Origin of the sequence: Stenotrophomonas sp. PD6 (assembly GCF_049199305.1) — a bacterium.
Lineage (GTDB): Bacteria > Pseudomonadota > Gammaproteobacteria > Xanthomonadales > Xanthomonadaceae > Stenotrophomonas.
The window spans coordinates 92,531-106,633 of sequence record NZ_JBLZQD010000016.1; the positions used below are offsets into that span (position 1 = coordinate 92,531).

A 14,103-nucleotide genomic window follows, 5' to 3' on the forward strand; every position below is an offset into this window, starting at 1 on the left:
GGCCCAGGCCGTGGCGTTGCAGCTGCACCAGCCGCGCGGCCAGCCGGCGCAGGCGCAGCTGCAGGTCGCGCTGGTCAGGTACCAGCAGCTCGGCCGCTACCGACGGGGTGGGCGCGCGCAGGTCGGCAGCGAAATCGGCCAGGCTGAAGTCGGTTTCGTGGCCCACCGCCGACACCACCGGCGTGGTGCTCGCGGCGATCGCGCGGGCCAGCAGTTCGTCGTTGAAGGCCCACAGGTCTTCCATTGAACCGCCGCCGCGGGTGAGCAGGATCACGTCATAGCGGCCGCTGGCGTCGGCACTGCGCAGCAGCGCGGTGATCTGCGCCGCCGCGCTGTCGCCCTGTACCAGGCTGGGCAACAGGTCCACTTCCAGCAGCGGGAAACGGCGCCCCAGCACGCTGAGTACGTCGCGTACCGCCGCGCCGGTGGGCGAGGTGATCACCGCCAGGCGGCGCACATGCACGGGCAGGGCGCGCTTGCGTTCGGCGGCGAACAGGCCTTCGGCCTCCAGCCGCGCCTTGAGTTGTTCGTAGGCGCGGCGCAGGGCGCCTTCGCCGGCCTCTTCCATGTGGTCGAGCACCATCTGGTACTCGCCGCGTGCTTCGTACAGCGTCAGCCGGCCGCGTGCGAGCACGCGCATGCCTTCGCGCGGCACGAACTTCAGCCACTGGCTCTTGGGCTTGAACATCGCCGCGCGGATCTGCGCGCGCGCGTCCTTCAGCGTCAAGTACATATGCCCGGACGCGGGGCGGGTGACGCTGCCCAGTTCGGCCTCCACCCACACCATCGGGAACGTGTCTTCCAGCAGGTCGCGGGCCAGGATGTTGAGCTGGCTGGGCGTGAGGATCTGCGCGCTACGGTCCATGAACGGTCAAACGGTACGAACGGGCGCCCATGGTCGCATGTTGGCGGTGGCGGCGTCGCCGAGGCGGTCAGCTGGGGTTGCCGCGCGCGGCATGCTGCTGCAGCGCCCACTGCACGTGCTCGCGAACCAGCGCCGACGGATGCTCGCTGCGCGCGTGCAGCGCGGCCAGCGTGTCGGCGTGCCCGGGCGCGTTGCCCAGCGCCACGGCGATATTGCGCAGCCAGCGCTCGTGGCCGCTGCGGCGGATCGGGCTGCCCTCGGTACGGCGCAGGAATTCGTCTTCCTCCCAGGCGAACAGCTGCGCCAGCGAGGCGGTGTCCAGGTCGTTGCGGGCACGGAAGTCGGGTTCATCGGTGCGCCGGGCGAACTTGTTCCAGGGGCAGACCAGCTGGCAGTCGTCGCAGCCGTAGATGCGGTTGCCCATCAGCGGTCGCATGTCTTCGGGAATGGCGCCGTCGTGTTCGATGGTCAGGTAGGAAATGCAGCGCCGCGCATCCAGCCGCTGCGGGCCGATGATGGCTTGGGTGGGGCATACATCGATGCAACGCGTGCAGGTGCCGCAATGCGCGGTGGCCGGCACATCCACCGGCAGCGGCAGGTCGATGTAGATCTCGCCCAGGAAGAACCATGAACCGCCCTGGCGGTCGATCAGGCAGGTGTGCTTGCCGATCCAGCCCAGGCCCGCGTTGCGCGCCAGCGCACGTTCCAGCACGGGGGCTGAATCGACGAAAACGCGGTAGCCGAATGCGCCGATTTCCGCCCCCAGCGCGTCGGCGAACTTCTGCAGGCGGTTGCGCATCAGCTTGTGGTAATCGCGGCCCAGTGCGTACCGCGCCACGTAGGCGCGGTCGCCGTCGTGCAGCGTGTCCCACGCCTGGGTGTCGTCCTTGTGGCCGTAGTCCATGCCCACCGAGATCACGCGCACCGTGCCGGGCAGCAGCTCGGCCGGGCGCGCGCGCAGCGTGCCGTGGCGGGCCATCCAGTCCATCGTGCCGTACAGGCCCTGGCCCAGCCAGTCGGCCAGGTGCGCCTCGTCGTCGGCCAGGTCGATGCCCGATACGCCGCAGCGCTGGAAGCCATGCTCGCGGGCAAGCGCGCGCACCCGCTCGGCGGCGCGGGCCAGGTGCATCGGGGCGGGCAGGGGAACAGCGGACATGCCCTAAGTATAGAATCCTGCCATGCCCGAGCTCGCTGAACTGTTCGATGTCGCCGCCGCGCGCCGCCTCGATGCGCAGGCCAGCGCCCTGCTGGGCGATGGTGGTGCCACGCTGATGGAACAGGCCGGCACGGCTGCCTGGCAGTGCCTGCTGGAGCGCTGGCCGCAGGCGCAGCGGGTGTGCGTGGCGGTCGGGGCCGGCAACAACGGCGGCGACGGCTACGTGCTGGCGCGCCTGGCCCGCCAGGCCGGCCGCCAGGTAACGCTGCTGCGGCTGGCCGACGAGACGGCGCTGAGCCCGCTGGCCGAGCGCACACGCGCCGCCTTCCTCGCCGAAGGCGGGCAGGTGACGGTGTTCGGCGATGCGCTGCCACAGGCGGATCTGCTGGTGGATGCGCAGTTCGGCATCGGTCTCAACCGTGCCCCTGCCGGCGAGGCCGAGCGGCTGATCCAGGCGATCAACGCCAGCGCGCTGCCGGTGCTGGCGCTGGACGTGCCCAGCGGTGTGGACGCGCGCAGCGGTGCGGTGCCGGGCGTTGCAGTACGCGCCACGCTCACCCTGCAGTTCATCGTGCGCCACCAGGGCCTGTACACCGGCGATGCGCTGGAATACGTCGGCGGCCGCCGGCTGGCGCCGCTGAACCTGCCCGAGGGCGCGGAAGACGGCGTGGCCGCAACGGCCTGCCTGTGGGCGCCGGCGCGGTTGGCGCAGCAATTGCCGGCCCGGCGCGCCAACACCCACAAGGGCGAATCCGGCCATGTGCTGTGTGTCGGCGGCAACGCCGGCAGCGGCGGGGCGGTGATGCTGGCCGCCGAATCGGCCTTGCGCGCCGGGGCCGGCCTGGTCAGTGTGGCGACCCAGTCACAGCACCTCGCGCCCCTGCTGGCGCGCGTACCCGAAGTCATGGCGCATGCCGTGCAGGAAGCGCAGGAACTGCGTGCACTGCTGCCGCGCGCCAAGGTGGTGGCGATCGGGCCCGGGCTGGGCCAGGACGAGTGGGCGCGCGAGCTCTGGCGGCAGGTAACGGCCAGCGGCAAACCGCTGGTGATCGATGCCGACGCGCTGAACCTGTTGGCGGCGGCACCGCAGCCGCTGCACGACGCCATTCTCACCCCCCACCCGGGCGAGGCCGCGCGCCTGCTCGGCAGCGACACCGCCCACGTGCAGGCCGACCGCTTCGCCGCCGCAGCGGCACTGGCCGCGCGCTACAACGCGGTGGTGGTGCTGAAGGGCGCCGGCACGATAGTCGCTGCGCCGCACGCGCGGCCGCGGGTGATCGCGGCGGGCAACCCGGGCATGGCCGTGGGTGGCATGGGCGACCTGCTTACCGGCATCATTGCCGCCCTGCGCGCGCAGGGGCTGGACGCCTTCGACGCCGCCAGCAGCGGCGCATTGCTGCACAGCCTGGCCGGCGATGCCGCGGCCAGCGAAGGCCAGCGTGGCCTGCTCCCCACCGACCTGCTGGTGCCGCTGCGCCGGCTGGTCAATCCGGAAACGTGACCCCCATGACCGAGTTTTTCCTCGCCCAGCCCCAGGACACCGACCTGCTTGGCCAGTGGCTGGCCGCCACCAGGCCGCCACACGCGGTGGTGCAGCTGCAGGGCGACCTGGGCGCCGGCAAGTCCACGCTGGCGCGCGCGCTGCTGCGCGCGCTGGGGGTGCAGGGGTCCATCCGCAGCCCGACCTACACTCTGGTGGAGCGCTACCCGCTGGCGGACGGCCACGAGGCCTGGCACCTGGACCTGTACCGGATCGGCCAGGCCGAAGAGCTGGATTTCCTCGGCCTGGACGAAGGCAGCGCCTCGCTGTGGCTGGTGGAATGGCCCGAGCGGGGCGCGGGCGCACTGCCGCCGACCGACCTGGTCATCGCCCTGGAAATCGAGGGGCAGGGGCGCCGCGCACGGCTGTCGGCGGCCAGCGCCGCCGGTCGTGAATGGATGTTGCGGCTCCCTCAAGGGGGCGACTTGCAGGCCCTTTCTGTCGGCTGACAGTAGGAAACCCCCCCAGGTTACGGATTATTAAGGGAAAAGGTGTTGCATTTCATTCAGCGCGGTGATTGAATCCTCAGCCATGCCAATGGGGAAACCTCTCACCGCCATCTGCGCCGCCGTCGGACTCTGTCTGGCGAGCGCGATGTCGTGGGCGGGCGAAGTCCGCCAGGTGGCGCTGGAGACCGGTTCCACCGGCACCCGCGCCGAAATTGCCCTGGCCGGCAGCGGCGGTTACAAGACGCTGACCCTGTCCGGTCCGAACCGGCTGGTAGTGGATTTCCCCGATTCCAGCGCGGTGCGCAACCTCAAGCTGCCCGCGCCCAAGGGCGTGGTCACCGCCGTGCGCACTGGCCAGCCGGTGCCCGGCACGTTCCGGGTGGTGTTCGACCTGGCCGAGTCGGTGGCGCCGTTCAAGCCGCAGATGGTCAAGCAGGGCGACGATTCCCGGCTGGTGATCGAGTGGCCGGGCGATGCACCGGCCAGTGTGGCCAGCGCGCCAGCGAGCAATGCGGCGCCCAACACCGCATCCAACCCTTCGTCCAACACCGCGCCCGTGCCGGCAGTGGCGCAGCAGCAGCCCGCAACGGCGGCGCCGGCCAGCACCCAGACCCTGCCGCCGACGCCGGCTGAAGTGGCGCAGGCGCGCAACGACGCGGCGCGGGCCACGGCGCTGCTGACCGCTTCCGTGCGGCAGCAGGCCAGTGCGAGCGCCGCAACGCCCGTGACCACGGCAGCGGCACCGACCTCGACTGCCGCCAATGTCGCGGCGGCGGGCACGGCCAATGCGGCCAGCAATTCCGCCTCGCCGGCCGCCATCCTGTCCGGCCAGCCGACCGCCACGGTGGTGGCAGCGCCGGTCGCCACCACGGTGGTGCCGCCGCGTCCGGTCATGCCCAGCGATGCCTCGCGCATCAAGATGCAGGCGGGCATGCGCCCGCTGGTGGTGGCGATCGATCCGGGCCACGGCGGCCAGGATCCGGGCGCCGTGGGCCCGACCGGCAAGCGCGAAAAAGACATCACCCTGGCCGTGGCGCGCGAGCTGGCCCGCCAGGTCAATGCCACGCCGGGCCTGAAGGCCTTCCTGACCCGCGACACCGATGTGTTCATTCCGCTGCCTATGCGCGCACAGAAGGCGCGTTCGGCCAAGGCGGACATCTTCATCTCGATCCACGCCGACGCGGCGGAGAACCGCGCCGCCACCGGCTCGTCGGTCTACGTGCTGTCGACCAAGGGCGCTTCTTCGCAGCGTGCACGCTGGCTGGCCGACAAGGAAAACGCGGCCGACCTGGTGGGTGGCGTGCGCCTGCAGCAGACCGAAGGCACCCTGGCCAACGTGCTGCTGGATCTGGCCCAGAGCGGTTACATGAAGGCCTCTGAAGACGCGGCCGGGCACGTGCTGGGCGGGCTGAAGCGGATCGGCAAGAACCACAAGCCGAATATCGAGCGCGCCAACTTCGCCGTGCTGCGCACGTCGGACATGCCGGCCATGCTGGTGGAAACCGCCTTCATTTCCAATCCGGACGAAGAGCGCCGCCTGATGGACCCGGCGTACCAGCGCCAGATCGCCGGTGCGGTGCTGGATGGCGTGCATACCTTCTTCAGCCGCCAACCGCCGCCGGGCACGCTGTACGCGGCCCGCGCCCAAGCCGAAATAGACGCCGCCGGCACCGTCGCAGGCGGCAGCAAATAAAAACCCGCTTCGGCGGGTTTTTATTTGCGTTGCGGGTACTCGACACGATTCGTGTCGCCGAGCTTCGCCCGGCTGCTGTGGGTTTTCTGCGAAAAGCCGATGTTCAACGATTCCCTGGTTTGGCGGGACGGTGCGGGTTTGCGGGGGACGCCGTAAACCGCCCTCCGGGCCCCGGCCCAGGCGCTGGCGCCTGTGCGTTCAGTCGCACGCGAGGCAGTGCCTCGCAAGCAGTGCGCCTTCACCCATGGGGGCTTGGTCGCCGCATCCATGCGGCTCACACCCCCGCAAACCCGCCCCGTCCCACCTTCGACGGATGACGGGTGGCCATGGGAAATCACCAGCTGGCCCGCGTAGGGACACGCTACGCGTGTCCGTTTTTTCTTGCCGCCAGCGACCATCTGTCGAGGGAGGCCGGCGGGTAGCCCCCGGAGGGACGCTAGAAAACATGGATGTTTTCTAGCAGCCCCCAGGGATGGGTTCACGGCGTGTCCCGGAGCGGGGCTGCCCGCCGGCCTCCCCAGCTCGTAAAAACAGAAACGCTGCCGTTCGCGCTTCGCTATCATCAACCCATGAATATCCGCCAGTTGCCCGAAATCCTCATCAACCAGATCGCCGCGGGCGAGGTCGTCGAACGCCCCGCGTCGGTGGTCAAGGAACTGGTGGAAAACGCGCTCGATGCCGGCGCCACCCGCGTGGATATCGACCTGGAAGAAGGTGGCGTGCGGCTGATCCGCATTCGTGACGACGGCGGCGGCATCGCGCCGGAAGAACTGCCGCTGGCCGTGTCCCGCCATGCCACCAGCAAGATCGCCAGCCTGGACGACCTGGAAGCGGTGGCCACGCTCGGCTTCCGGGGCGAAGCGCTGCCGTCGATCGCCTCGGTCAGCCGCTTCACCCTGGCCTCGCGCCGCGCCGGTGACGCGCACGGTTCGGCGCTGCAGATCGAAGGCGGCAAGCTGGGCGAAGTGACGCCGCGTGCGCATGCGCAGGGCACCACCGTGGAAGTGCGCGAGCTGTTCTACAACGTGCCCGCACGGCGCAAATTCCTGCGCGCCGAACGCACCGAGCTGGGCCATATCGAAGAGTGGCTGCGCTCGCTGGCGCTGGCCCGCCCGGACGTGGAGTTGCGCGTATCGCACAACGGCAAGCCGTCGCGGCGCTACAAGCCCGGCGACCTGTATTCCGACGCACGCCTGGGCGAGACCCTGGGCGAGGATTTCGCCACCCAGGCCATGCGCGTGGACCACAGCGGCGCCGGCCTGCGCCTGCATGGGTGGATCGCGCAGCCGCATTATTCGCGGGCCAGCACCGACCAGCAGTACCTGTACGTCAACGGCCGCTCGGTACGCGACCGCAGCGTCGCGCATGCGGTGAAGATGGCCTATGGCGATGTGCTGTTCCACGGCCGCCAGCCGGCCTACGTGCTGTTCCTGGAGCTGGACCCGACCCGGGTGGACGTCAACGTGCACCCGGCCAAGCACGAGGTGCGCTTCCGCGATTCGCGCCTGATCCATGATTTCGTCTACCGCACGCTGAAGGAAGCGCTGGCCGAGACCCGCGCGGGCATGACCGCGACCGGCGCCGGCAGCGAAGCGGTGGCCGATGCCGCCGCGCCCGTGTATGCCGGCCCCGCCGCAGGCACCGGCTATGCGCTGGCCGGTGGCGGCGGTGGCGGCGGCATGGGCAACGCGGGCTGGCGCCCGCAGCAGTCGCCGCTCGGCCTGCGGGTGGCCGACGCGCCGTCGGCGTACGCCGCGCTGTATGCGCGCCCGCCCGGCAGCGACGACACGGCGCTGCCCCCGATGCCCAGCGAATACGGGCTGCCGGTCACGTCGGCGAACAGTGGCGTGCCGCCGCTGGGTTATGCGGTGGCACAGCTGCATGGCATCTACGTGCTCGCGGAAAATGCCGAAGGGCTGATCGTGGTGGATATGCACGCCGCCCACGAACGGATCGGCTACGAACGGTTGAAGACCGCGCACGACGCCACCGGCCTGCACGCGCAGCCGCTGCTGGTGCCAATCACGCTGGCGGTGGGCGAGCGCGACGCCGACACCGCCGAGCGCGAGGCCGACACACTGACCGCGCTCGGGTTCGAGATCACCCGCTCCGGTCCCGGCTCGCTGCATGTGCGCAGCATTCCGGCGCTGCTGGCCAATGCCGAACCGGAAGGCCTGCTGCGCGATGTGCTGACCGACCTGCGCGAGCATGGCCAGAGCCGGCGCATCGCCAGTGCGCGCGATGAACTGCTGTCGACCATGGCCTGCCATGGCGCGGTGCGGGCCAACCGGCGGCTGACGCTGCCGGAAATGAACGCACTGCTGCGCGACATGGAAATGACCGAGCGGTCCGGCCAGTGCAACCACGGCCGGCCGACCTGGGCCCGTTTTTCACTGGCGGAAATCGACCGCTGGTTCCTGCGCGGACGTTGAAGGGGAGCACGATGCGTATATGGGGATGGGGACTTGGCGCAGCACTGCTGGCGCTGGGACTGGCAGGCTGCGGCGACAAGGAAGCCGCGCCGGCACCGGTGGCGGTGGATCCGGCGTTTGCCGCCGGGCAGCAGCAATGGCGCCAGCAGCGCTACACCGAGCTGCATGCGCCCGACGGCTGGACCAGCCTGGTGGGCCTGCATTGGCTGGAGCACAAGGCGCATTACATCGGCAGCGGCCCGGGCAGCGGCATCCGCCTGGCCGTGGGGCCGGCCAAGCTGGGCATGGTGGCGCAGAACGGCGATACCGTCACGTTCACCCCGGAGCGCGGCGTGGCCTTGAGCGTGGACGGCAAGCCATTCACCGGGCGCATCCGCTTCAACAGCGACCGCGACCCGTCGCCGACCTTGATCGCCTTCGATGACGGCAAGGGCCAGCTCAGCCTCATCCATCGTGGCGCGCGCTACGCGCTGCGGGTGAAGCACGCCGATGCCTATTCGCGCAGCGACTTCACCGGTCTCACCTATTGGCCGGGTGGCCCGGACTGGAAGGTGACCGCGCGTTTCATCCCGCACCCGGCCGGCAAGACCCTGCCCATCGTGGACATCACCGGGCTGACCACCGAGATGCCCAATTCGGGCGCGCTGGAGTTCGAGCACGAGGGCAAGACCTGGCGGCTGGAAGCGCTGGGCGAGCCGGGCCGCGAGCTGTTCGTGATCTTCGCCGACCGCACCAGCGGCCACGGCAGCTACCCGGCCGGGCGCTACCTGGACCTGCCCGCGCCCGATGGCAGTGGCACGGTGGTGATCGATTTCAACCACGCCTACAACCCGCCGTGTGCGTTCACCCCGTTCGCCACGTGCCCGCTGACCCCGCCTGAAAACCGCCTGGACCTGCGCGTTGAGGCGGGTGAGCAGGCCTACCACGCCCCTGAGAGAGAGAGTTGAGCATGTCGATGTTGAAGCGACTGGCAGCGCCGTTGCTGCTTGCCGGGGGCCTGCTGCTGGGCAGCGCCGCTGCGGTGGCCGCCGCGCCGGCCGCGGCGTCCGGTTCGCCGGTGCCGCTGTTGTGGAAGGTGACCGGGCCGGGCGACAGCCGCCTGTACCTGCTGGGTTCCTTCCACATGCTGCGCGCCGACGATTACCCCGTGGCCGCGGATGTGGACCAGGCGTTTGCCGCGTCCAAGCGGGTGGTGTTCGAACTGTCGCCGCAGGACATGCAGTCGCCGGAGCTGACCCGCAAAATGCTGCAGGCGGCGATGCGCACCGACGGCAGCGAACTCAAGCGCGACCTGGACGCGCCGACCTGGACCAAATTGCAGGCGTACGCGCGGGCCAACAACCTGCCGCTGGCGCAGCTGCAGGGCATGAAACCGTGGTTCGTGGGCCTGACCATCACGCTGGGGCAGTTCACCAAGATGGGCCTGGATCCCGAGCTTGGCCTGGACCGCCACTTCATGACGCGCGCGGCGGATGCCGGCAAGCCCACCAGCGGGCTGGAAGACATCGACACCCAGGTGGCGGTGCTGTCGGGCATGTCGGCCCAGGAACAGCAGCAGATGGTGGCCGAGGCGCTGGACCAGGCCGACCAGGCCGATGCCATGGGCCGCAAGCTGCACGACGCCTGGCGCCGCGGTGACGACAAGCTGCTGTGGACCTCGATGGCGGTAGAGATGCGCGGCCAGTACCCGCAGTTGTACAAGCGCATCAATTCCGACCGCAACGACGCCTGGGTACCCAAGCTGCAGCAGCAGCTGAAGGCCGGGCAGGGCGGCACGCTGGTGGTGGTGGGAACGCTGCACCTGCTGGGCGAGGACGGCGTGGTGGAGAAGCTGCGCGCCAAGGGCTACGAAGTGGAGCGGGTCTGCACGGGGTGCGCCAAAGCCAAGCCCAGGCGCTGAGCCATCGCCTGGAACCGGACATGAAAAAGGCGCGGCCGGGAGGCTGCGCCTTTTTTCATTCTGCCCGGCGGTGCCGGGCTGCGGACATCAGCGGCGGGTCTTGCCGGCCGGGGACGCCTCGGGCTTGCCCGTTCCGGTGCCGCTACCCGTGCCGGTCGAGGTGCCCGGCGGACGCGGGCCGAAACCGCTGCCCATGTTGCGCTGGAAGTCCTGCCACAGCTCCATGTTGCGCTCGGTTAGCTGGTTCATCATGGCCCACGGGGTCTGGCCGAGCAGATTGCCCATCTGCTGGCGGAACTGCTGCTGCTGGTCCAGGAAGACCTGCATGCTGCGCTCCAGGTAGTTGCCCATGAAGCCCTGCAGGGAGTCGCCGTAGAAGCGGATCAGCTGGCTGAGCAGCTGGGTGGAGAGCATCGGCTCGCCGTCCTGTTCCTGGTCGGCAATGATCTGCAGCAGCACCGAACGGGTCAGGTCGTCGCCGCTCTTGGCGTCGCGGACTTCGAAGTCCTCGCCGTCCAGGATCAGCTGGCGCACATCCTCTATCGTGATGTAACTGGAGATTTCGGTGTCGTAGAGACGGCGGTTCGGATACTTCTTGATGATGCGGTTCGCAGCCATGAAGCAATCACTCGTCAGCGTAGACGCGAAGCATGGCGCAGCGCAGCAGGCGTTGCAACCGTCTTAGGTCATTCAGTCCCATTCTTCATGCTGCGCAGCATTTGTGCAGCATTTTCTGGTCATCGCAACGCCTGCTGCGCTACGCCACGCTTCGCTGCCCACGTTTTGCTGCGCAAAACGTGGGCCCCTGGCGGCATGCCTCCTGATCCCCGCGCCGTTGGCGCGCCCCCTTTACAAAAGGGGGCTCTCCTCCAGTTGGGAGGGTGGCCGATTCATTTGCCGGTAGCGCCGGCCGTTGGCCGGCCTTGGGAAACGCTGGTGGTGGGTAACGGTGTAACCGTTACCAGCCCATGTGGTGGCCGCCGTTGATGTCGAGGTTGGAGCCGGTGATCCAGGCGGCTTCTTCGGCGACGAGGAAGGCGACGGCGTAGGCGATTTCTTCCGGCCTGCCGAGGCGGCCGGTGGGGATGTCGGCGATGATCTTGGCGCGCACTTCGTCCGGCACGGCCATGACCATGTCGGTGGCCACGTAGCCGGGCGAGATGGTGTTGACGGTGATGCCGAAGCCCGCATTCTCGCGCGCCAGCGAGATGGTGAAGCCGTGCATGCCGGCCTTGGCGGCGGCGTAGTTGGCCTGGCCGTACTGGCCCTTCAGGCCGTTGATGGAGCTGATCTGGATGACCCGGCCCCAGCCGCGGCGGCGCATGCCTTCGATGACCGGGCGGGTGACGTTGAACACCGAGTTGAGGTTGGTGTTGATCACGTCGTGCCACTGGTCGGCGCGCATGCGGTGGAAGGTGGTGTCGCGGGTGATGCCGGCGTTGTTGACCAGGATCTCCACCGGCCCGAGCGCGGCCTCCACGGCGCGCACCATCTGCTCGGCGGTATCCGGGTCGGCGACGTCGCCGGGGAACATCGCCACGTCGCAGCCGCGCGCCAGCATCTTTTCGCGCCAGGCCAGGGCCTTGGCTTCGTCACGGTAGTTGGTGGCAACCCGATGGCCCTGGTCGGCCAGGCGTTGGCAGATGGCGGATCCGATACCGCCGGTACCGCCGGTGACCAGTGCGACGCGAGATGTCATGAGCAGCTACTCCGAAAGGCAGGACCAACAAGGGGGACAGCGATTCTGCAACATCGTGGCGAAAAATGGGTGGCTCAAGGGGCGTCCGCGTCAAGCCGGATGTCGCCCGGTGGCAACCGCGCCGGGTCGAAGCCCGCAACGGCCGCCTCCAGGAGCTGGGCCACGCTGGCGCAACCGGCCAGATGCGACGGATCCTGTCCAAGCTGGGCCCAGGCCCGCTGCAGCGCGGGCAGGGGATGGCCGGCATCCACCGGTCGCGCGGCGGCGGATTTGGACAATTTGATCCCGTCCGGCTCCAGCAGCAGCGGCAGGTGCAGGTAGCGCGGGGTGGGCAGGCCGAGCGCCTGCTGCAGCAGGATCTGGCGCGGGGTGGAATCGAGCAGGTCGGCGCCGCGCACCACGTCGGTGATGGCCTGGTCGCCGTCGTCGACCACCACGGCAAGCTGGTATGCCCAGTAGCCGTCGGCCCGGCGCAGGACGAAGTCGCCCACCTCGGCATGCACGTCCTGGTGGATCTCACCGCGCAGGCCATCCTGGAAGGTGACCACGCTGCCGGGCGGTACGCGCAGGCGGATGGCCGGTCGTTCGCGTTCGGTACGTGCCACGCAGTAATGATGAATACCGTGCTGGTCGGCCAGGTCGGTACGGCTGCAGTGGCAGGCAAAGGCCTTGTCCTCGGCCAGCAGGCGGTCGAGGGCATGCTGGTAGAGCGCATCGCGCTGGCTCTGATGAACGATCGGTTCATCGCTGACCAGCCCGAAAGCGGCCAGGGCGGTCAGTTGCTGGTCGATGGCGCCGGGCACGGTGCGGGGCGGGTCGACGTCTTCGACACGCACGAGCCACTGTCCCACCGTGTGACGGGCGAGCAGCCAGCTGCCCAGCGCGGCCAGCAGGGAGCCGGCGTGAAGGGGGCCGGTGGGCGAGGGGGCGAAGCGCCCGCGGTAGGCAGTCATGGACATGAACTATGAATCGTCGGTCAGGTTGCGACTTGAATTCAACATGAAGTCACCGCAGATTTGCACCAACACCCCTCCAGAAGCGTCCTTTTCCCATGTTCAGTCGTATTGCTCTTTTCCTCGCGACCAACTTCGCCGTGCTGATCCTGGCCAGCGTGGTAATGCGCGTGTTGGGGGTCAACCCCACGCAGATGAGCGGTCTGCTGGTGATGGCGGCGATCTTCGGCTTCGGCGGCTCGATGATTTCGCTGCTGCTGTCCAAGTGGATGGCCAAGCGCTCCACGGGCGCGGTGGTGATCACCGAGCCGCGCAACCAGACCGAACGCTGGCTGCTGGCCACGGTGGAGCGCCAGGCGCGCGAAGCCGGCATCGGCATGCCGGAGGTGGCGGTCTATGACGGCCCGGAAATCAACGCATTCGCGACCGGTGCCAACCGCAACAATGCGCTGGTGGCCGTGTCCACGGGCCTGCTGCAGAACATGAGCGAAGACGAGGCCGAAGCGGTGCTGGGCCACGAGATCGCACACGTGGCCAACGGCGACATGATCACGATGGCGTTGTTGCAGGGCGTGCTGAACACGTTCGTGATCGTGCTGGCCCGCGTTGTCGGCGGCATCATCGACAGTGCGTTGTCGGGCAACCGAGAAGGCGGCGGGCGTGGTTTCGCCTATTTCATCATCGTGTTCCTGCTGGAAATGGTGTTCGGCCTGTTCGCCACCATGATCGCGATGTGGTTCTCGCGTCGCCGCGAGTTCCGCGCCGACGCCGGCGGCGCGCACCTGGCCGGCCGCCAGAAGATGATTTCGGCGCTGGAGCGCCTGAAGCTCAACCACGGCCAGAGCACGCTGCCCACCCAGATCGCGGCGTTCGGCATTGCCGGCTCCACGGCCAAGAAGCTGTTCCTGAGCCACCCGCCGCTGGAAGAGCGCATCGCCGCGCTGAAGGCCGCGAACAACACCGTGGCGTGATGCGGGTTGTGTTGGTTTGATCAAAACGCCCGGCCTCTGGCCGGGCGTTTTTGTTTTGGGCCACGGCAAGAGCCTTGGTCTGTGGACGTTCGCGCGCAGGGCCGGCGGCGGCAGGCCCACGGGGGACGCTGCAAGTACGTCCATGTAAGCTCAGTCGCCGCATCCATGCGGCTCATGCCCCCGCAAGCCTACCCCCACCGACCCTCTGACAGTTGCGCGGTGGCCGAAGGAGATCAAGAGCAGACGCCTGCACACCGGTAGCGTCGGTTGCCAAACGACTGCCGTGAAACGACCCGCGCCCGATAACGCGTGAGCATGATCGAATCTGATGTTGATGTCCCTTGGCCGCCGCGCAACTGTCAGAGGGCCGGCGGGTGCGGGGGTACGGGACCGTAGAGCGCCATGGATGGCGTGAACGAGCTTACATGGACGTACTTGCAGCGTG

Annotated in this window: 12 protein-coding genes; 7 read left to right on the plus strand and 5 right to left on the minus strand. The window is 68.9% G+C overall.

The genetic code is table 11. The annotated features are described in order from the left end of the window. Both xseA and queG read right to left on the minus strand, forming a co-directional pair. A partial coding sequence (gene xseA / locus ACOZHM_RS17760; RefSeq protein WP_421570643.1) for an exodeoxyribonuclease VII large subunit occupies window positions 1–865 on the minus strand: 865 nt, incomplete at its 3' end. Between the two features lie 67 nt (window positions 866–932). After that, the gene (queG, locus tag ACOZHM_RS17765; protein ID WP_421570644.1) at window positions 933–2,021 is read right to left on the minus strand and encodes a tRNA epoxyqueuosine(34) reductase QueG; all 1,089 of its coding nucleotides are present in this window, start codon (window positions 2,019–2,021) and stop codon (window positions 933–935) included. A gap of 22 nt (window positions 2,022–2,043) precedes the next feature. On the opposite strand from queG, the gene ACOZHM_RS17770 reads away from it, so the two are divergent. The 6 genes from ACOZHM_RS17770 (at window position 2,044) to ACOZHM_RS17795 (ending at window position 10,035) form a co-directional block, all read left to right on the plus strand. Beyond that, entirely contained in the window at window positions 2,044–3,522 is a 1,479-nt protein-coding gene (locus tag ACOZHM_RS17770; protein ID WP_421570645.1) for an NAD(P)H-hydrate dehydratase, read from the plus strand. Window positions 3,523–3,527: 5 nt separating this feature from the next. Further along, window positions 3,528–4,010 (plus strand): tRNA (adenosine(37)-N6)-threonylcarbamoyltransferase complex ATPase subunit type 1 TsaE, encoded by a 483-nt coding sequence (gene tsaE, locus ACOZHM_RS17775; RefSeq protein ID WP_421570646.1) that lies wholly within the window; start codon window positions 3,528–3,530, stop codon window positions 4,008–4,010. Window positions 4,011–4,092: 82 nt separating this feature from the next. Continuing rightward, window positions 4,093–5,703, plus strand: coding sequence for an N-acetylmuramoyl-L-alanine amidase (locus ACOZHM_RS17780; protein ID WP_421570647.1), 1,611 nt, complete (start codon window positions 4,093–4,095; stop codon window positions 5,701–5,703). A gap of 569 nt (window positions 5,704–6,272) precedes the next feature. Continuing rightward, window positions 6,273–8,135 (plus strand): DNA mismatch repair endonuclease MutL, encoded by a 1,863-nt coding sequence (gene mutL / locus ACOZHM_RS17785; protein ID WP_421570648.1) that lies wholly within the window; start codon window positions 6,273–6,275, stop codon window positions 8,133–8,135. A gap of 11 nt (window positions 8,136–8,146) precedes the next feature. Then, window positions 8,147–9,082, plus strand: coding sequence for a DUF1684 domain-containing protein (locus ACOZHM_RS17790; protein WP_421570649.1), 936 nt, complete (start codon window positions 8,147–8,149; stop codon window positions 9,080–9,082). 2 nt (window positions 9,083–9,084) lie between these two features. Next, complete coding sequence (locus ACOZHM_RS17795) at window positions 9,085–10,035, plus strand: TraB/GumN family protein (protein WP_421570650.1); 951 nt, start codon at window positions 9,085–9,087, stop codon at window positions 10,033–10,035. Between the two features lie 87 nt (window positions 10,036–10,122). Here ACOZHM_RS17795 and phaR read toward each other — a convergent pair whose 3' ends face one another. From phaR to gluQRS, 3 genes are all read right to left on the minus strand, one after another. Continuing rightward, window positions 10,123–10,653 (minus strand): polyhydroxyalkanoate synthesis repressor PhaR, encoded by a 531-nt coding sequence (gene phaR / locus ACOZHM_RS17800; protein ID WP_421570651.1) that lies wholly within the window; start codon window positions 10,651–10,653, stop codon window positions 10,123–10,125. Between the two features lie 340 nt (window positions 10,654–10,993). Then, window positions 10,994–11,734: a beta-ketoacyl-ACP reductase gene (locus ACOZHM_RS17805; RefSeq protein ID WP_421570652.1), complete on the minus strand. Its 741-nt coding sequence runs from the start codon at window positions 11,732–11,734 to the stop codon at window positions 10,994–10,996. A gap of 74 nt (window positions 11,735–11,808) precedes the next feature. Then, complete coding sequence (gene gluQRS, locus ACOZHM_RS17810) at window positions 11,809–12,693, minus strand: tRNA glutamyl-Q(34) synthetase GluQRS (RefSeq protein WP_421570653.1); 885 nt, start codon at window positions 12,691–12,693, stop codon at window positions 11,809–11,811. Between the two features lie 92 nt (window positions 12,694–12,785). Between gluQRS and htpX the strand changes: the two genes are divergently transcribed. After that, on the plus strand, window positions 12,786–13,658 hold the full coding sequence (gene htpX / locus ACOZHM_RS17815) for a protease HtpX (RefSeq protein ID WP_421570654.1): 873 nt from the start codon (window positions 12,786–12,788) through the stop codon (window positions 13,656–13,658). Window positions 13,659–14,103: the final 445 nt, after the last annotated feature.